Annotated in this window: 16 protein-coding genes; 3 read left to right on the top strand and 13 right to left on the bottom strand. The window is 71.7% G+C overall.

Annotated elements, in window-relative coordinates:
* Positions 1-205 precede the first annotated feature (205 nt).
* The 7 genes from truB to rimP form a co-directional block, all read right to left on the bottom strand.
* Positions 206-1,108: a tRNA pseudouridine(55) synthase TruB gene (truB, locus tag DMA15_RS27525; RefSeq protein ID WP_125515434.1), complete on the bottom strand. Its 903-nt coding sequence runs from the start codon at positions 1,106-1,108 to the stop codon at positions 206-208.
* The gene (gene rbfA / locus DMA15_RS27520; RefSeq protein ID WP_125515433.1) at positions 1,105-1,581 is read right to left on the bottom strand and encodes a 30S ribosome-binding factor RbfA; all 477 of its coding nucleotides are present in this window, start codon (positions 1,579-1,581) and stop codon (positions 1,105-1,107) included. The genes truB and rbfA overlap by 4 nt, the downstream gene beginning before the upstream one ends.
* Before the next feature lie 51 nt (positions 1,582-1,632).
* A complete protein-coding gene (locus DMA15_RS27515; RefSeq protein ID WP_125515432.1) occupies positions 1,633-1,926 on the bottom strand; it encodes a DUF503 domain-containing protein in 294 nt (97 codons plus the stop codon).
* 178 nt (positions 1,927-2,104) lie between these two features.
* Positions 2,105-5,224, bottom strand: a complete 3,120-nt coding sequence (gene infB / locus DMA15_RS27510) for a translation initiation factor IF-2 (protein WP_125515431.1) — start codon at positions 5,222-5,224, stop codon at positions 2,105-2,107.
* A 146-nt stretch (positions 5,225-5,370) separates the two neighbouring features.
* Positions 5,371-5,661, bottom strand: coding sequence for a YlxR family protein (locus DMA15_RS27505; RefSeq protein ID WP_125518028.1), 291 nt, complete (start codon positions 5,659-5,661; stop codon positions 5,371-5,373).
* Between the two features lie 110 nt (positions 5,662-5,771).
* Positions 5,772-6,761 (bottom strand): transcription termination factor NusA, encoded by a 990-nt coding sequence (nusA, locus tag DMA15_RS27500; protein WP_125515430.1) that lies wholly within the window; start codon positions 6,759-6,761, stop codon positions 5,772-5,774.
* A 2-nt stretch (positions 6,762-6,763) separates the two neighbouring features.
* Positions 6,764-7,282: a ribosome maturation factor RimP gene (gene rimP, locus DMA15_RS27495; protein ID WP_125515429.1), complete on the bottom strand. Its 519-nt coding sequence runs from the start codon at positions 7,280-7,282 to the stop codon at positions 6,764-6,766.
* A 255-nt stretch (positions 7,283-7,537) separates the two neighbouring features.
* Between rimP and DMA15_RS27490 the strand changes: the two genes are divergently transcribed.
* The 3 genes from DMA15_RS27490 to DMA15_RS27480 are packed head-to-tail and all read left to right on the top strand — an operon-like array spanning position 7,538 to position 9,469.
* Complete coding sequence (locus DMA15_RS27490; protein ID WP_125515428.1) at positions 7,538-8,077, top strand: hypothetical protein; 540 nt, start codon at positions 7,538-7,540, stop codon at positions 8,075-8,077.
* Positions 8,074-8,544 (top strand): ferritin-like domain-containing protein, encoded by a 471-nt coding sequence (locus tag DMA15_RS27485; RefSeq protein WP_125515427.1) that lies wholly within the window; start codon positions 8,074-8,076, stop codon positions 8,542-8,544. The genes DMA15_RS27490 and DMA15_RS27485 overlap by 4 nt, the downstream gene beginning before the upstream one ends.
* Before the next feature lie 25 nt (positions 8,545-8,569).
* The gene (locus DMA15_RS27480) at positions 8,570-9,469 is read left to right on the top strand and encodes an aminoglycoside phosphotransferase family protein (RefSeq protein WP_125515426.1); all 900 of its coding nucleotides are present in this window, start codon (positions 8,570-8,572) and stop codon (positions 9,467-9,469) included.
* 83 nt (positions 9,470-9,552) lie between these two features.
* On the opposite strand, the gene DMA15_RS27475 is transcribed toward DMA15_RS27480, so the two are convergent.
* From DMA15_RS27475 to dxr, 6 genes are all read right to left on the bottom strand, one after another.
* The gene (locus DMA15_RS27475; protein ID WP_125515425.1) at positions 9,553-11,247 is read right to left on the bottom strand and encodes a proline--tRNA ligase; all 1,695 of its coding nucleotides are present in this window, start codon (positions 11,245-11,247) and stop codon (positions 9,553-9,555) included.
* A gap of 112 nt (positions 11,248-11,359) precedes the next feature.
* Complete coding sequence (locus DMA15_RS27470; protein ID WP_125515424.1) at positions 11,360-11,902, bottom strand: GNAT family N-acetyltransferase; 543 nt, start codon at positions 11,900-11,902, stop codon at positions 11,360-11,362.
* Positions 11,903-11,962: 60 nt separating this feature from the next.
* Entirely contained in the window at positions 11,963-12,811 is an 849-nt protein-coding gene (locus DMA15_RS27465) for a GNAT family N-acetyltransferase (RefSeq protein WP_125515423.1), read from the bottom strand.
* Positions 12,812-14,155: 1,344 nt separating this feature from the next.
* A complete protein-coding gene (gene ispG / locus DMA15_RS27460; RefSeq protein WP_125515422.1) occupies positions 14,156-15,313 on the bottom strand; it encodes a flavodoxin-dependent (E)-4-hydroxy-3-methylbut-2-enyl-diphosphate synthase in 1,158 nt (385 codons plus the stop codon).
* Between the two features lie 164 nt (positions 15,314-15,477).
* Positions 15,478-16,779: a site-2 protease family protein gene (locus DMA15_RS27455; protein WP_125515421.1), complete on the bottom strand. Its 1,302-nt coding sequence runs from the start codon at positions 16,777-16,779 to the stop codon at positions 15,478-15,480.
* Positions 16,776-18,044: a 1-deoxy-D-xylulose-5-phosphate reductoisomerase gene (dxr, locus tag DMA15_RS27450; protein WP_125515420.1), complete on the bottom strand. Its 1,269-nt coding sequence runs from the start codon at positions 18,042-18,044 to the stop codon at positions 16,776-16,778. The genes DMA15_RS27455 and dxr overlap by 4 nt, the downstream gene beginning before the upstream one ends.
* Positions 18,045-18,099: the final 55 nt, after the last annotated feature.

The raw sequence follows: 18,099 nt of genomic DNA, 5'->3' as shown, positions 1-18,099 counted from the left end.
TCCCTCGGTTCACTCCGAGCGCCTGCCCGAAGGGGTGAATCGGCGCGGCGCGATGGAAACACCTTGGGTGGGGGGACCGTGGAGCGGCGTGCCGAAGTCCGCCGCTCCACGACAAAGCCCCGGCCCCAGAGCCCGGCACAGAAGTACCAGCACAAGAGGCCCCGGCCACGAGATCCCGGCGCCGGAGCCCCCGGCCGGGCCCGCCTCAGGCGAAGACGGCCAGGCTCTTGGCCTTGCCCCGCGACTCCTCCGCGAGGACCAGGAAGCGGCCCTGCGCGTCGAAGACGGCGACGGCGCCCACGCCCGCGTATTCCTCGGGCATGTCGATCCGGACGCCGTTCAGCAGCAGCCGGCCGCGCTTGTCGTCCACGTCCCAGCGCGGGAAGGCCCGCTCGGCGGCCTCGGCCACCGGCATCACGGTCAGCTCCTCCTGGAGCTGGTCGAGCGTCTTGGCCGCGTCCAGTTTGTACGGGCCGACGCGGGTGCGGCGCAGCGCGGTCAGGTGCCCGCCCACGCCGAGGTCCGCGCCGAGGTCGCGGGCGAGCGCCCGGATGTACGTTCCCGAGGAGCAGACGACCGAGACGACCAGGTCGAGGACGGGGGTGCCGTCCTCGGCGACGGCGTCGCGGACGTCGTACACGGTGAAGGCGGAGATCGTCACCGGCCGGGCCGGGATCTCGAACTCCTCGCCCTTGCGGGCGCGCGCGTACGACCGCTTGCCGTCGATCTTGATGGCGCTGACCTTCGACGGCACCTGCATGATGTCGCCGGAGAGCTTGGCGATGCCCTCGTCGATCGCCTCGCGGGTGATCTTCGAGGCGTCGGCGGACGAGGTGATCTCGCCCTCGGCGTCGTCGGTGAGCGTGTCCTGCCCGAGGCGGATGGTGCCCAGGTACTCCTTCTCGGTCAGCGCCAGATGACCGAGGAGCTTGGTGGCGCGCTCGACGCCGAGGACGAGCACGCCCGTCGCCATGGGGTCGAGGGTGCCCGCGTGCCCGACGCGGCGGGTCCTTGCGATCCCCCGCATCTTGGCGACCACGTCGTGCGAAGTGAAGCCGGACGGCTTGTCGACGATGACAAGGCCGTCCGGCGTTGTGGTGCTGCTCATGCGCGGGCGTCGCCGTCCGTCTCGTCGTCGGTGCCGTCCGTATCCTCGTCGGACTCGGGCTTGCGGTACGGGTCGGCCCCGCCCGCGAACTCGGCGCCCGCGGAGACCTCCCGCACCTTCTCGTCCGACATCCGTGCCTTGTCGAGCAGGTCCTCGATGGCCCGCGCGTTGTCCGGCAGGGCGTCCGCGACGAAGGACAGGGACGGGGTGAACTTCACGCCCGCGGCCTGGCCCACCGCCGAGCGCAGCACGCCCTTGGCGCTCTCCAGGCCCGCGGCGGCGGCCGCGCGGTCCTCGTCGTCGCCGTAGACCGTGTAGAAGACGGTCGCCTCCCGCAGGTCACCGGTCACCCGGGTGTCCGTGATGGTCACGTGCGTCCCGAGCCGCGGGTCCTTGATCCCGCGCTGCAGCTTCTGGGCAACCACCTCTCGGATGAGGTCCGCCAGCCTTTTCGCCCGCGCGTTGTCGGCCACTGCTCCGTCTCCCTTTTCCCCGGGCATTCCCTGGGCTTGTCTTGCTGTTGTTCAGTCGTCGTCGCCGTGCAGCCGCCGTCTTACCGACAGCAGCTCCACTTCGGGCCGGGCGGCGACCAGGCGCTCGCACCGGTCCAGTACGTCCGTGAGATGGCCCCAGTCGCCCGACACCGCGGCGAGCCCGATCTCGGCCCTGCGGTGCAGGTCGTGACCGCCCACCTCCGCCACGCTCACCGCGTACTTCCGCTGGAGTTCGGCGACGATCGGGCGGACTACGGAGCGTTTCTCCTTCAGCGAATGTACGTCGCCGAGGAGCAGATCGAAGGACAGAGTCCCCACATACATGTGTGTCCGGATGTCCCGCCGGTACGGGTTCGGTGCCCCGCCAACCACTTGGCAGGGACACAAGAACCGTACACGGAACGGCCGGGGCCGATCGACGGGATTTTCCCCGTCGACCGGCCCCGACACTGACCGTGCGGATCAGACCGCTGTGAGGCGGTCACTGCCGTGAGGCAGTCGATCAGCCGCGCGGCTTCTCGCGCATCTCGTACGTCGCGATGACGTCGTCGATCTTGATGTCGTTGAAGTTGCCGAGGTTGATACCGCCCTCGAAGCCTTCGCGGATCTCGGTGACGTCGTCCTTGAAGCGGCGCAGACCCTCGATGTTGAGGCTCTCCGCGATGACCTTGCCGTCGCGGATGAGGCGCGCCTTGGTGTTGCGCTTGACCTCGCCCGAGCGGATGAGGACACCGGCGATGTTGCCGAGCTTGGACGAGCGGAAGACCTCGCGGATCTCCGCGGTGCCCAGCTCGACCTCCTCGTACTCCGGCTTGAGCATGCCCTTGAGGGCCGCCTCGATCTCCTCGATGGCCTGGTAGATCACCGAGTAGTAGCGGACGTCGACGCCTTCGCGCTCCGCCATCTGCGCGGCACGGCCGGCCGCGCGGACGTTGAAGCCGATGACGATGGCGTCGGAGCCCATCGCCAGGTCGATGTCGGACTCGGTGACCGCACCCACACCGCGGTGCAGGACGCGGATGTCGACCTCGTCGCCGACGTCGAGCTGGAGCAGCGAGGACTCGAGAGCCTCCACCGAACCGGACGCGTCGCCCTTGATGATGATGTTGAGGTCCTGGACCAGGCCCGCCTTGAGCACCTGGTCGAGGTCCTCGAGGGAGACGCGGCGGGTGCGCTTGGCGAACGCGGCGTTGCGCTCACGGGCGGCACGCTTCTCGGCGATCTGACGGGCCGTACGGTCCTCGTCGACCACCAGGAAGTTGTCGCCGGCGCCCGGGACGTTGGTGAGACCGAGCACGAGGACGGGAGTCGACGGGGTCGCCTCCTCCACGTTCTCGCCCTTGTCGTCGAGCATGGCGCGGACTCGGCCGTAGGCGTCACCGGCGACCATCGTGTCGCCGACGCGGAGGGTACCGCGCTGGACGAGGACGGTCGCGACGGCGCCGCGGCCCTTGTCGAGGTGGGCCTCGATGGCGATGCCCTGCGCGTCCTGCTCCGGGTTGGCCCGCAGGTCGAGCGAGGCGTCCGCGGTCAGGACCACGGCCTCGAGCAGCTGCTCGATGTTGAGGCCCTGACGCGCGGAGATGTCGACGAACATCGTGTCGCCGCCGTACTCCTCGGCCACCAGACCGAATTCGGTGAGCTGACCGCGCACCTTGGTCGGGTCGGCACCCTCGACGTCGATCTTGTTGACCGCGACCACGATCGGCACGTCGGCCGCCTTGGCGTGATTCAGCGCCTCGATCGTCTGCGGCATCACACCGTCGTTCGCCGCGACCACGAGGATCGCGATGTCGGTGGACTTCGCACCACGGGCACGCATGGCGGTGAACGCCTCGTGACCGGGGGTGTCGATGAAGGTGATGGCGCGCTCTTCGCCGTTCACCTCGGTCGCGACCTGGTAGGCACCGATGTGCTGGGTGATGCCACCGGCCTCGCCCGCGACGACGTTCGTCTTGCGGATCGCGTCGAGCAGTCGGGTCTTACCGTGGTCGACGTGACCCATGACGGTGACGACCGGCGGACGGGAGACGAGCATCTCCTCGCCGCCCTCGTCCTCGCCGAACTCGATGGAGAACGACTCGAGCAGCTCGCGGTCCTCCTCCTCCGGGCTGACGATCTCCAGGACGAAGTTCATCTCGTCCGCGAGGAGCTTCAGCGTCTCGTCGGAGACGGACTGCGTGGCGGTGACCATCTCGCCGAGGTTCATCATCACGCCGACGAGCGACGCCGGGTTGGCGTTGATCTTCTCGGCGAAGTCGGTGAGCGAGGCACCGCGCGACAGGCGGACGGTCTGTCCGTTGCCGCGAGGCAGCATCACGCCGCCCACGGACGGGGCCTGCATGGCCTCGTACTCCTGGCGCCTCTGCCTCTTCGACTTGCGACCACGACGGGCGGGCCCGCCGGGACGGCCGAACGCACCCTGCGTGCCACCACGGGCACCGGGGCCACCGGGACGTCCACCGAAGCCGGGACGGCCGCCGAAGCCGCCGCCGCCACCGGGACGACCGGCACCGCCACCACCGGGACCACCGGGACGACCGGCGAAACCGCCGCCACCGCCACCGGGACCGGCCGGACGACCTGCGAAGCCGCCGCCACCGGGACGACCGCCACCGGCACCGCCCGGACGACCGCCGCCGCCGGGACCACGGCCACCGCCGGGGCCACCACCGGGACGCGGGCCGGCAGCGGGACGCTGCGGCATCATGCCCGGGTTGGGACGGTTACCGGCGGGACCGCCGCCGGGACGCGGGGCCTGCGGACGGGGCATGCCGCCCGGGGTCGGACGGGCGCCGCCCTGACCCTGCGGACGGGGAGCGCCACCGGGGCCACCCTGACCCTGCGGGCGCGGGGCGCCGCCGGGGCCACCCTGGCCGCCGGGGCCGCCGCCAGGACGCGGGGCGCCGCCCGGACGGGGCGCCTGCGGGCGCGCCATGCCGGTGGAGCCACCAGAGGTGAAGGGGTTGTTGCCCGGACGCGGACCCGCGGGACGGGCACCGCCGGGACGCGGGGCGCCCTGGCCGCCGGGGCGCGGGGCGCGCTCGGGACGGTCGCCACGACCGCCCTGGCCCTGACCCTGGCCGCCCTGCGCGGGGGCCGGACGGCCACCGGGCTTGGGGGCGCCGGGACGGGCGGCAGCCGGACGCGGGGCCTGCTGCGCCGCGGGGGCGGCCGGAGCGGCCGGAGCCGCCGGCGGAGCGGTGAACTCCGGGGTGGTCGGCGCCGGGGAAGCCGGGGCCGGCTTGGGGGCCGGGGGCTTCGGGCCGGGCCGCGGGCCCGGGGCCGCCGGAGAAGCCGCGGGCTTCTCGGCCGCGGGCTTGGGGGCCGGCGGCTTGGGCGCGGCCGGACCCGGACGGGCGGCCTGCGCGGGAGAGGGGGACGCCGAGCCCGAGGGGGCCGGCGGCTTGGGGGCGGCCTGCTTGCGCGGCGCGCCGGGCTTGGCGGCGGACTTGCCGTTGCCACCCTGCTGGAATGCGTCAGTCAGTTTGCGTACCACGGGCGCCTCGATCGTCGAGGACGCCGAACGTACGAATTCACCGAGTTCTTGAAGCTTGGCCATGACGGCCTTGCTCTCTACCCCGAACTCCTTGGCGAGTTCGTATACCCGGACCTTAGCCACTTCGCTCCTTTTAGGTCCGGGTTACGCCGGACCGTCGCTACTTCATGGGCGTACTCATCGCGTGCTCATCGAGTGCTCATCGCAATCTCGACCTACTTCCAACTCGCGGAATACCAAGGCCGCACGGGGTTCCGTGCGACCACGTCTTACGTTGCTGCCTGCTGGACAACTGTCTCGACCACCCGGCGCAACGCCTCCGTGTCGAGCGGCCCCTGGGCGCGGAAGGCCCGTGGGAACGCCCGGCGGCGGACCGCCAGGTCCAGACAGACCAGGGCGGGGTGTACATAGGCACCCCGGCCGGGCAGCGTACCGCTTGGATCGGGGGCGCAGGCGCCCTCTTTCGCCACGATGCGCAGCAGTTCGCTCTTGGCCGCTCGCTCCCGGCACCCCACACACGTGCGCTCAGGGCATGCCCGGGCTGGCGTCCGGCCAGACACGCTCAAGTCTACCTCCCCGCACCGACCTCACCCCTTTGGGGCAAAAATCGAACGGCTACTCGCCACATACTGTCGTGATCCAAGCGGTGCGCGCCCGGATTTATTCCCGCCTACTGGTCGGCGGGCTGCTCGGTGTCGGGCCTGATGTCGATGCGCCAGCCGGTGAGCCGGGCGGCCAGGCGGGCGTTCTGCCCTTCCTTGCCGATGGCGAGCGACAGCTGGTAGTCCGGCACGGTCACCCGGGCCGAGCGGGCGCCGAGGTCGACGATCTCGACCTTGCTGACGCGCGCCGGGGAGAGCGCATGGGCGACCATGTCCGCCGGGTCGTCCGACCAGTCGACGATGTCGATCTTCTCGCCGTTCAGCTCGGCCATGACATTGCGCACACGGCTGCCCATCGGGCCGATGCAGGCGCCCTTGGCGTTGAGCCCCGAGCGCGTGGAGCGCACGGCGATCTTGGTGCGGTGGCCGGCCTCGCGGGCGATGGCGGAGATCTCGACGGAACCGTCGGCGATCTCGGGCACCTCGAGCGCGAAGAGCTTCTTGACCAGGTTCGGGTGCGTGCGCGACAGGGTCACGGACGGGCCGCGGACACCCTTCGCCACCCGGACGACGTAACTGCGAAGGCGCATCCCGTGGGGGTACTCCTCGCCGGGGACCTGCTCCTGCACCGGCAGGATGGCCTCCAGCTTGCCGATGTCGACCAGCACGTTCTTCGGGTCGCGGCCCTGCTGGACCACGCCGGTGACGATGTCGCCCTCGCGCCCGGCGTACTCACCGAGCGTCGCGTCGTCCTGGGCGTCGCGCAGCCGCTGGAGGATGACCTGCTTGGCCGTCGTCGCGGCGATGCGGCCGAAGTCGGACGGCGTGTCGTCGAACTCCTTGGCCTCCTGGCCTTCTTCGAGGTCCGCCGGGTCCTCCGTCGCCCACACCGTCACGTGGCCGCTCTCGCGGTCCAGCTTCACGCGTGCGCGGCGGAAACTGCCTTCCGTGCGGTGGTAGGCGATGAGGAGGGCCGACTCGATCGCCTCGACGAGCAGGTCGAAGGAGATCTCCTTCTCCCGTACCAGACCCCGCAGGGCACTCATGTCGATGTCCACGGCTACGCCTCCTCCTCTTCCTTCATGTCCTTCTCGTCCTTCTTGTCCTTGCGGTTGAACTCGACCTGCACGCGCGCCTTGTCGATCTCGTCGAAGGCGATCCGGCGGGCGGTGGGCTTGCGGCCCTTCACACCGGGCACTTCGAGGTCGAGCCCCTCGTCGTCCACCGTGAGGATGCGGGCGACCAGCTCGTCGCCCCCGGTCAGCTGGAACTTCACCAGGCGGTCCACGGCGCGCAGGTAGTGGCGGTGCTCGGTCAGCGCGCGCTCGGCGCCGGGGGAACCGACCTCGAGGTCGTACTCCCCTTCGCCCATCGCGTCGGTCTCGTCGAGCTTCGCGGAGAGCAGGCGGCTCACTTCCGCGATCTGGTCCAGATCCACGCCGTCGTCGGAGTCGATGACGACTCTCAGCACTCGCTTGCGTCCGACCGAGGCCACTTCGATCTCTTCGAGATCCAGGTCCTGGGAGCTGACGAGCGGTTCCAGTAGTTGCCGCAGCCTCTCGCTCTGGGTGGTGCTCATCCGGGTGACTCCTCGGCCGCGTGTGCTGTTGTGATTTCGTTGCAAGTCTGCGTGTCAGGTCAAAGGGTATCCGGTCCCGAGGGGTGTTGCCGCCCACCGGAGGGGCGATGTGCCGCCCGGTCCCGAGCCGATCACGCGTACGGAGACCGTCCGAAGGTACGGTGATCACCGGGCCTGCGCCCACTCCCTGCCCTTGTCAGCCTGTGTCTGCCTTCTCGCTCGCGCCTTTTGGCCTTCCTTACGAGGACGTCTGCCGTGCCGTCGTATCCCACCGCCCCACGGTCCCGCCCGGGACCGCGCCGCAGGAGCCTGTTCGCCGGGGCCGCGGGCATCGCCTCCGCGGCGCTGCTCACGGGCTGTTCGGACGCCGCCGACTCCGGCGCGGAGCACCCCTCCGCCGTGCGCCGCGTGCGCGCCAGGGCGGCGAAGGACAGCACGGAACTGCTCGGGCGGTACGACGCCGTGCTCGCCGCGCACCCCTCGCTCGCCGGGCGGCTCGGGCCGCTGCGCGCGGAGGTCGAGAAGCACGTGGAGGCGTTCGGCGGCGGCGGAGCCCCGGCGTCCCCGTCCCCGTCCGGGTCGGCCTCCGGCGCCGCCGCGCCGGCTCCGGAGCCGTCCGTGGCCTCGGACCCCGACAAGGCGGTGCGCGACCTCGCCGACGCCGAGCGCGCACTGGCCGACCGGCGGGGCGCGGCCCTGGTCGACGCCCCGGCCGAGCAGGCCAGGCTGCTCGCCTCGGTGGCGGCCGCGGGGGCGGCGCACGCGTATCTGCTGACGGAGGGCGACAAGAAGTGAGCGAGTCCAAGGACGACGAGCTGAAGGCCGTGCAGGCCGCCCTGGGCGCCGAGCACGCCGCCGTGTACGGCTATGGGGTCGTCGGCGGCCGGGTCGGCGAGGGCCGCAGGGACGAGGCGCGGACCGCGTACGACGCACACCGCGCCCGGCGCGACGAACTCCAGCGCGCCGTGCGCGACCTGGGCGGCGAGCCGCAGCCCGCGGACGCCGCCTACGCGCTCCCCTTCCCGGTGCCGGACGCCACCGCTGCCGCGCGGCTCGCCGCCGAGCTGGAGGACCGGGTCGCCGGGGTCTACTCCGATCTCGTACGCGCTTCCTCGGGCAGCCGGCGCGGCAGTGCCGCCGGGGCGCTGCGCGAGGCGGCGGTCCGGGCCGCGCGGTGGCGGGGCGGGAGCGTAGCCTTCCCTGGGCTCGCCGAGCGGTCCGCGCCATCCGGCTCCTCGGCTCCGGCGACGCCCAAGGCGTAACCCTTAAGGAAGGAACGACTCGCGCATGGCTTTCGAACCGCCGCGACGCCTGGTCACCGCACTGGGCGAGACGGCGCAGGACGGCGACGACTGGCTGGCGAAGCTGCCCGGGGCAGTGGAACAGGCCGTCGCACTGCGCGAGTTGACCGTCGAACGGGTCCACGTCCCCGGCGGGCGCAGCGGCCTCGTCCTGATGGTGCGCCGGGCCGACGGCACGCCCGCCGTGCTCAAGCTCGTGCCGCCCCGGTCGCGCCCGGAGAGCGAGCGGGCCGCCCTCGCGCACTGGGGCGGTCTCGGTGCCGCCCGGCTGCTCGACCCCGAGTGCGCGGACGGGGCACTGCTCCTCGAACGGCTGCACCGTGATGTGTCCGTGCGCTCGCTGCCGGAAGCCAAGGCGCTGCTCGAAGCGGCGGGGACGCTGCGGCGGCTGTGGGTGGAGCCGCCCGCCGGGCACCGTTTCGAGACGGTCGCCGAGCGGACGGGACGCCAGGCCGAGGCGATGCGGGCCTCCCGGGACGCGGAGGTGGCGCCACTGGTGGACGCGGCCCTCGCCGCGCGTGAGGAGCTTCTCGCCGCGGCGGCGCCGATGGAGCCGCGGTTGCTGCACGGCACCTTCCGGCAGAGCAAGGTCCTTGCCGGGGACCGGGTGCCGTGGCTGGCCGTGGGGCCCGACCCGGTGGTCGGTGAGACCGCGTTCGACCTGGCGCGGCTCGTCCGTGACCGGGTGGAGGATCTGATCGCCTCGCCGTCCGGGGCGTCGATCACCCGTCGGCGCGTGAAGAAGCTGGCCGAGTCCCTTGAGGTGGATCAGGAGCGGCTTCGGGGGTGGACGCTTTTCCGGGCCGTGGAGTCGGGGGTCCGGGCCCTGCGGGTGGGGCGTCCGCAGGATGCGGAGCTGCTCTTGGAGTTCGCGGGGTGGCTGTGACCGGGTGACCCCGGTGGGCGCGGAGTCCGCGGACCGTGTGTGGCTGGTCGCGCAGTTCCCCGCGCCCCTTCGGGGCGCTTCCCCTACGCGGTGAGGCGGGCGACGGCCTCTTCGACCGTCATCTCCTCGCGCTCGCCCGTGCGGCGGTCCTTCAGCTCCACGATGCCCTCGGCGGAGCGGCGGCCCGCGACCAGGATCTGCGGGACGCCGATCAGCTCGGCGTCGGTGAACTTCACGCCCGGGGAGACCCCGGCCCGGTCGTCGACCAGGACGCGCGCGCCCGCGGCGCCCAGCTTCTCGGCGACGTCCAGGGCCAGCTCCGTCTGGAGCGCCTTGCCCGCGGCGACCACGTGGACGTCGGCGGGTGCGACCTCCTTGGGCCAGCACAGACCCTTGTCGTCGGCGGTCTGCTCGGCGAGCGCGGCCACCGCGCGGGAGACGCCGATGCCGTACGAGCCCATGGTCACGCGGACCGGCTTGCCCTCCTTGCCGAGGACGTCGAGCTGGAAGGTGTCGGCGTACTTGCGGCCGAGCTGGAAGATGTGGCCGATCTCGATGGCGCGGTCCAGCTTGAGGCCGGTGCCGCAGTTGGGGCACGGGTCGCCCTCTTCGACGACCACGACGTCCAGGTAGTCGTCGACCTCGAAGTCGCGGCCGCAGACGACGTTCTTCGCGTGCTTGTCCTGCTTGTTGGCGCCGGTGATCCAGGCGGTGCCGGGCGCGACGCGCGGGTCGGCGATGTAGCGGACCTTGTCCAGGCCCTGCGGGCCCACGTAACCGCGTACGAGGTCGTCGCGGCCCTCGAAGTCCTCGGCGGTGACCAGCTCGACCTCGGCCGGGGCCAGGTGCTCGCCGAGCTTGCCGAGGTCGACCTCGCGGTCGCCGGGGACGCCGACGGCCACGATCTCGCCGTCGACCTTGACCAGGAGGTTCTTCAGGGTCACGGAGGCCGGGACGCCGAGGTGCTCGGCGAGGGTCTCGATGGTCGGGGTGTCGGGGGTGTCCAGCTCCTCGGCGGGGCCGTGCGCCGAGCCGTCGACCGGGGCGAGCTGGAAGGTGACGGCCTCGGTGTTGGCGGCGTAGTCGCACGCCGGGCAGTCCACGAAGGTGTCCTCGCCGGCCGGGGCCGGGGCCAGGAACTCCTCGGACTTGGAGCCGCCCATGGCGCCCGCGACGGCGGACACGATGCGGTAGTCGAGGCCGAGGCGCTCGAAGATGCGCTGGTAGGCGCCGCGGTGCAGGGCGTAGGACTCGGCGAGGCCCTCGTCGGTGGTGTCGAAGGAGTACGAGTCCTTCATCTGGAACTCGCGGCCGCGCAGCACACCGGCGCGGGGGCGGGCCTCGTCGCGGTACTTCGTCTGGATCTGGTAGAGGATCACCGGCAGGTCCTTGTAGGACGAGCACTGGTCCTTGACGACCTGGGTGAAGATCTCCTCGTGGGTGGGGCCGAGGAGGTAGTCGGCGCCCTTGCGGTCCTTGAGGCGGAAGAGCAGGTCGCCGTACTCCTCATAACGGCCGGAGGCCTCGTAGGGCTCCTTGGGCAGGAGCGCCGGGAGCAGCACCTCCTGGCCGCCGATGGCGTCCATCTCCTCGCGGACGACGCGAGCGATGTTCTCGTAGACCTTCTTGCCGAGCGGCAGCCAGGTCCAGATGCCGGCGGCGGTGCGGCGGACGTAACCGGCCCGGACGAGCAGCTTGTGGTTGAGCGTCTCGGCGTCCGCCGGGTCGTCGCGCAGTGTCTTGACCATCAATCGGGACATGCGCTGGACCTGGGCCATGATCAACTCCTGCTACAAGGGGATCCCCTCTGCTCGGCACGGCCGAGAGCGTGGGGAGGGTAATGAACAGGAGGTTAGCCGGGGCGCGGGCGCGGGCGGAAATCGGTTTGGCTCAGACCCGGCGCGGCAGGGGCAGCGGGGCGCCCATCACGGCGTACGGCATGGCGGCGCTGGGGAACAGGACGCGGCGGGCCAGGTCCGTGTAGCCCAGGGAGCGGTACAGGCCGCGGGCCGGGCTCTCGACGTCGATCGCGGAGAGGATCGAGCGGGGCTCGGGGACGCCCTCGGTGATGGTGGTGATCAGGGTGCGGCCGATGCCGCGGTTCTGGTGGCCGGGGTGCACGTGCAGTTCGGTGATGACGAAGGAGTCGTCGAGCCAGTCATCCACGTGCCGGCCGCGGAGGTAGGGCTCGACCACCGTCGACCACCAGTGGTGGCGGTCGTTGGGCATGCCGTAGACGAAGCCGACGAGCCGGCCGTCGGGGGTGGTCGCGCCGAACGAGCGGGCGCCCGGATACGTGAGGTGGCGCAGGACGATCTGGCGCCGGACGGCCACCTCGTCGTCGCTCAGCCCGAAGGCGTGGGCCTGGACGTCCAGCGCTTCGTCCACCCGGGTGGCGAGGTCGAGGGGCCCGATCACGACGTCGTCAGTCATGGGGCGACCCTACTTCGCGCCGCCGCGCTTCTGAACAGGGCGCTCGGGGTGGGCGGGGCGTCAGAAGAGGACGCTCATGAAGGCGCCGACCTCCTGGAAGCCCACGCGTCGGTACGCCGCTCTGGCCGCGGTGTTGAAGTCGTTGACGTACAGGCTGACGACGGGGGCGACGTCCTCGAGGGCGTAGCGCAGGACGGCCGCCATGCCGGGTGCCGCGAGGCCGCGGCCGCGGTACTCGGGCGCCACCCAGACGCCCTGGACCTGGCAGGCGTGGGGGGTGGCGGCGCCGATCTCGGCCTTGAAGACGACCTTGCCGTCCTGGTCGAGGCGGGCGAAGGAGCGGCCCGCGCCGACGAGTTCGGCGACGCGGGCCTGGTAGAGGAGGCCGCCGTCACCGGCCATCGGCGAGACGCCGACCTCCTCGGTGAACATCGCCACGCACGCCGGCATGATCGTGTCCATCTCGTCCTTGCGGACGCGGCGGACGTACGGGTCCGGGGTGATGTCGTCCGGGAGGCGGTCGGTGACCATCAGGGGCTGGCGGGTGCGGACCTCGCGGGCGGGGCCCCAGGACGGTTCCAGGAGCCGCCACAGCTGGGCGGTGGCGGTGGCGGGGCCGACGATGGAGGAGCAGCGGCGTCCTGCCCTGCGGGCGCGGTCGGCGAAGCCGCGGACGGCTCGCGGGGTCGCGCAGATCGGGACGAGGTTGGCGCCCGCGTAGCAGAGGGACTCGAGCATGCCGTGCTCGTACCAGCCCCACATCTCGCCGCCGAGGCGCCAGGGGTCGAGGCCGGCCACCTGGACGCGGGCGGTCACGAAGGCGTTCGTGACGGGCTCGCGGTCGAGCACGGCGAGTGCGGCGTCCAGGTCACTCGGTTCGAGGACCCGGGTGGTGGTCTGAGTCAACACGTGCGGGGGCCTCACCATACGGTTTGCTGATCTCCGCACTGTACCTGGCGGGGGCGCCTTGTGCGGGGGGTGCCTTTTGTCGGCCCGGGTGGCCCGGGGGGCTCTCTTCGGTGGGGACTGGCCGGGTGCCCTCTGCGGGGCCCTCAGCACTGCCGGCCGGTGGGCCGGCTCGCGCCTCGGCGGGGGCTTCCGCCCGGGGCCGCACCGGTGCCGGCCCGCGCTGCGGCGGGGCTTCCGCCCGGGGCCGCATTGACAGCTCGCCCCCTCCGGCGGGGACCTTCGCCGCTCCGCGGCGACTCCCCCACCCACCCACCCGTTCACCCCGCGCCATTCCCTGATCGCCGCTTCGCGGCGGAGGCTCATCGTCCCGGTGGGGGTCTTGCCGCTTCGCGCCAGGCCGCCTGCCCGCCCGGGACCTCATCGACAGCTTGTCCCGGAGGGGGCCTTCGCGCTTCGCGGCAGGCCGCCTGCCCGCGCCCTCAGCCGCTGCCGCCCGGCAGGTTGTCCCTTCGCCCACCCACCCGTTCACCCTGAACCGTTCCCCGCCTACCCACTCACCGGATACCTGGGCCATCAGCCACTGCCACCCGGCGAGCTGTCCCTTCGCCGCTTCGCGGCGAATCCCCCCACCCACCCACCCGTTCACCCTGGACCGTTCCCTGCCTGCCTACTCACCGGATACCCGGGCCATCAGCCCCTGCCACCCGGCGGACCGTCCTTCGCCGCTTCGCGGCGGGTCCCCCCACCCACCCGCCCGTTTGCCCCGAGCCATTCCCCCCTCCGCCGCCTCACGCGGCGTGGGCTTTCGGGGCCGGGCTTGGGGGTTCCTACGGTTTCGCGCGGTGCGGGGTGAACGGGTGGGTGGGTGGGAGGCATCCGCCGCGAAGCGGCGGGCTAGGGGCCGGGCGGCGCTGGGGCACGCGTATGCCCCGGCGCTCTGGGAGCGGCGGGGCATCAGCGTTGGCGGGGAGAGCAGCGGCCGGCGGCGGCGTGGGCACCCCAAGTCGCGGGCAGGCGTCAAAGTGCGCACCCAGCGCTGCGGCCCGGCTTCAGGCGTGGGCACCGCGCGCTGCGGGCGCGGGGCGGCGTGGGTGCCTCCCCCCGCTGTGGGCGGGGCGGCGTGGGCGCCCCGCGCTGAAGCCCGGCGGCGGCCTGAGTGCCCTGCGCTGAAGCCGAGGGTGGCGTGGGCGGCACCGTGCGCTAAGGGCGGGGAGGCGGCGTGCGTACCCCGTGCCGTGGCGGGCGGCGGCGTGTGCCCCGCGCCGTGGCGGGAGGCGGCATGTGCCCCGCGCCGTGGCGGGCGGCGGTGTGGGCTCCGTGCTGTGGCGGGGGGCGGTGCTGGGGCTAGCCCGCTACTGAGATGGTCGGCTCGCCGGAGGGGACGCCGTCCTGTTCCATCTGGGCCGCGATCTTCATCGCCTCCTCGATGAGCGTCTCCACGATCTTCGACTCGGGGACGGTCTTGATGACCTCGCCCTTGACGAAGATCTGGCCCTTGCCGTTGCCGGAGGCCACGCCGAGGTCCGCCTCTCGGGCCTCGCCGGGGCCGTTCACCACGCAGCCCATGACGGCCACGCGGAGCGGGACCTCCATGCCGTCGAGGCCCGCCGTGACCTCCTCGGCCAGCTTGTAGACGTCCACCTGGGCGCGGCCGCAGGAGGGGCAGGAGACGATCTCCAGGCGGCGCTGGCGGAGGTTGAGGGACTCCAGGATCTGGATGCCGACCTTGATCTCCTCCGCCGGGGGGGCCGAGAGCGAGACGCGGATCGTGTCGCCGATGCCCTCGGAGAGCAGCGCGCCGAAGGCGACCGCCGACTTGATCGTGCCCTGGAAGGCGGGACCGGCCTCGGTCACGCCGAGGTGCAGGGGGTAGTCGCACTGGGCGGCCAGCTGGCGGTAGGCGTTGACCATGACCACGGGGTCGTTGTGCTTCACCGAGATCTTGATGTCCCGGAAGTCGTGCTCCTCGAAGAGGGACGCCTCCCACAGGGCCGACTCGACCAGCGCCTCGGGGGTCGCCTTGCCGTACTTCTTCAGGAGGCGCGCGTCCAGCGAGCCTGCGTTGACGCCGATGCGGATCGGCGTGCCCGCGTCCTTGGCGGCGCGCGCGATCTCCTTGACCTTGTCGTCGAACTGCTTGATGTTGCCCGGGTTCACGCGGACCGCCGCGCAGCCCGCGTCGATCGCCGCGAAGACGTACTTCGGCTGGAAGTGGATGTCGGCGATGACCGGGATCTGCGACTTCCGGGCGATCGTGGCCAGCGCGTCGGCGTCGTCCTGCGTGGGGCAGGCGACCCGGACGATCTGGCAGCCGGACGCCGTCAGCTCCGCGATCTGCTGGAGCGTCGCACCGATGTCCGACGTACGCGTCGTCGTCATCGACTGCACGGAGACCGGTGCGTCCCCGCCCACGGCCACCGAACCGACCTGGATCTTCCGGCTGACCCTTCGGTCGGCGAGCTTGGTCGGAACGGACGGGATTCCGAGCGATACGGCAGTCATCTGGCGAGCATCCCCAAGAGTGTGGATCGAGGTCCCGAGATCGGCGGGCTCCAGGCTTCGAGATTACGGCACCCCAGGGGGGCCGGGCACATCACGTCCGTAAGTCCACCCAATGGAGGGCGGCCCGGCACATAGAGTGCCGGGCCGCCGCAAACTTCGTGCAACTAGGAGATTCTCACCGGGTTCACCACGTCCGCGATGAGCACCAGGATCGTGAAGCAGATGAAGATCCCCGCCACCACATAGGCGACCGGCATCAGCTTCGCCACGTCGAAGGGGCCCGGGTCGGGGCGGCGCAGCACCTTGGCCACGTTGCGGCGCAGGGACTCCCACAGGGCGCCCGCGATGTGGCCGCCGTCCAGCGGGAGCAGCGGCAGCATGTTGAAGAGGAACAGCGAGAGGTTGAAGCCCGCGATGAGGAAGAGCATCATCGCGATCTGGTTCTGCGGCGGGATGTCCAGGGTGAACACGTCACCGCCCACGCGGGCCGCGCCGACCACGCCCATCGGCGAGTCCTGCTTGCGCTCGCCGTCGCCGAACGCCGCGTCCCACAGGTCCGGGATCTTGGACGGCAGGGCGATCAGCGACTCGACGCCGCTCTCCATCATGTCGCCCATGCGCTCCACGGAGTCGCCGAAGGACTGCTGGACGATGCCGGTGGCGGGGGTGAAGCCGAGGAAGCCGGCGTAGACGTACTTGCCCTCTACGTAGGCACCTTCGCCGTCGGTCTTGGTGACCTGGTTCTTGATGAGGTTGGCGTGCAGGTCGAGCCGCTTGCCGTCGCGCTCGACCGTGAGGGTGGCCGGGCCGATGGTCTCGCGGATCTTCGTCTGGAGCGTGGACCAGTCGTCGACCGGCTGCCCCTGGAAGGCGACGATCTTGTCGGCGGGCTTGAGGCCCGCCGCCTTGGCGGGGGCGGGCTTGTCGCCCTTCTCGCACTTGGAGCGGTTCTCGCTCTGCTGGATGACGCAGTCCGAGACCTTGCTGACCTGGGTCGTCTGGGAGCTGATGCCGAACGTCATCATCACGCCGAGGAAGATCGCCACGGCGAGGACCAGGTTCATGAAGGGGCCCGCGAACATCACGATCACGCGCTTCCACGGCTTGCGCGTGTAGAAGAGGCGGCTCTCGTCGCCGGGCTTCAGCTCCTCGAAGGCCGCCGAGCGGGCGTCCTCGATCATGCCGCGCCAGGGCGAGGAGGAGCGGGCCTCTATCCGGCCGTCGGCGCCGGGCGGGAACATGCCGATCATGCGGATGTAGCCGCCGAGGGGGATGGCCTTGATGCCGTACTCGGTGTCGCCCTTCTTGCGCGAGAAGAGGGTCGGGCCGAAGCCCACCATGTACTGCGGCACGCGGATGCCGAACATCTTGGCCGTCGACAGGTGGCCCAGCTCGTGCCAGGCGATCGAGAAGAGCAGCCCGATCACGAAGACGACTATCCCGAGGATCATCATCAAGGTCGTCATGCACGAGCCTCCGCGGTCGTCTTGGCTGCCAGTTCGCGGGCCCGAGCGCGCGCCCAGGTCTCCGCTTCGAGGACGTCCGCCACGGTCAGGGAGGTTCCCGATGCCGGTGTGCCGTGTTCCTCCACGACCTTCGTCACCGTCTCCATGATGCCGTTGAAGGGCAGCGCGCCCTTGAGGAACGCGTCCACGCACTCCTCGTTGGCGGCATTGAACACCGCCGGGGCCGTGCCCGCGAGCTGTCCGACGTACCGGGCGAGCCCGACCGACGGGAACGCGTCGTTGTCGAGGGGGAAGAACTCCCAGCTCGACGCCTTGGTCCAGTCGAAGGCGGGCGCCGCGTCGGGCACCCGCTCGGGCCAGCCGATGCCGATGGCGATCGGGCCGCGCATGTCGGGCGGGGTGGCCTGGGCGAGGGTCGAGCCATCGGTGAACTCCACCATCGAGTGCACGTACGACTGGGGGTGCACGACGACCTCGATACGGTCGAAGGGGATGTCGTAGAGGAGGTGCGCCTCGATGACCTCCAGGCCCTTGTTGACCAGCGTCGCGGAGTTGACGGTGATCACCGGGCCCATGGCCCAGGTGGGGTGCGCGAGCGCGTCCTCGGGGGTGACGTGCGCGAGATCGGCCTTCGTACGTCCGCGGAAGGGGCCGCCGGACGCGGTGACGACGAGTCTGCGTACGTCCGCGCGCGTACCGGCCGCGAGCGCCTGGAAGAGGGCCGCGTGCTCGGAGTCGACCGGGATGATCTGGCCGGGCTTGGCGACCGCCTTGACGAGCGGGCCGCCGACGATGAGGGATTCCTTGTTGGCGAGCGCGAGGGTGCGGCCCGCTTCGAGGGCGGCGAGCGTCGGCGCGAGGCCGATGGAGCCGGTGATGCCGTTGAGGACCGTGTGGCAGGGAGATGCGGCCAGCTGGGTGGCGGCGTCCGGTCCGGCCAGGATCTCGGGGAGCGGCTCCCCCGCTTCGTACTGCCCCTGGAGCGCTTCCCGCAGCGCCGGTACGACGTCCTCGCGGGCGACCGCGACGGTCCTGACCCGCAGTCGGCGTGCCTGTTCGGCCAGGAGGCCGACGCGGCCGCCCGCGGCGGAGAGTGCGGTGACGCGGAAGCGGTCGGGGTTGCGCAGGACGAGGTCGATGGCCTGGGTGCCGATCGAGCCCGTGGAGCCGAGGATGACGATGTCCCGCGGGCCGGTCCCGTCCGTCGTGGAGACGGGGTCGAAGACGAGATGCGGGTCGGCGAGGGGGGATGGGCTGTCGCTCATCCCCCCATTGTGGCCGCAAGACCTGTCCGGCCGGACCGCGCGGGGCCCTATGTGG

Origin of the sequence: Streptomyces sp. WAC 01529, assembly GCF_003945545.1 — a bacterium.
In the GTDB taxonomy this organism is placed as follows: Bacteria; Actinomycetota; Actinomycetes; order Streptomycetales; family Streptomycetaceae; genus Streptomyces; species Streptomyces anatolicus.
The sequence above is the reverse complement of the archived record's forward strand: the minus strand, read 5'-3'. Positions and strand labels throughout refer to the sequence as shown.

Coding starts and splice junctions, on each gene's coding strand:
- truB (WP_125515434.1), bottom strand. CDS start 1,108: ATGAGCAGCACCACAACGCCGGACGGCCTTGTCATCGTCGACAAGCCG.
- DMA15_RS27515 (WP_125515432.1), bottom strand. CDS start 1,926: ATGTATGTGGGGACTCTGTCCTTCGATCTGCTCCTCGGCGACGTACAT.
- rimP (WP_125515429.1), bottom strand. CDS start 7,282: ATGAGCACCACCCAGAGCGAGAGGCTGCGGCAACTACTGGAACCGCTC.
- DMA15_RS27480 (WP_125515426.1), top strand. CDS start 8,570: ATGGCTTTCGAACCGCCGCGACGCCTGGTCACCGCACTGGGCGAGACG.
- DMA15_RS27475 (WP_125515425.1), bottom strand. CDS start 11,247: ATGGCCCAGGTCCAGCGCATGTCCCGATTGATGGTCAAGACACTGCGC.
- DMA15_RS27470 (WP_125515424.1), bottom strand. CDS start 11,902: ATGACTGACGACGTCGTGATCGGGCCCCTCGACCTCGCCACCCGGGTG.
- ispG (WP_125515422.1), bottom strand. CDS start 15,313: ATGACTGCCGTATCGCTCGGAATCCCGTCCGTTCCGACCAAGCTCGCC.
- DMA15_RS27455 (WP_125515421.1), bottom strand. CDS start 16,779: ATGACGACCTTGATGATGATCCTCGGGATAGTCGTCTTCGTGATCGGG.
- dxr (WP_125515420.1), bottom strand. CDS start 18,044: ATGAGCGACAGCCCATCCCCCCTCGCCGACCCGCATCTCGTCTTCGAC.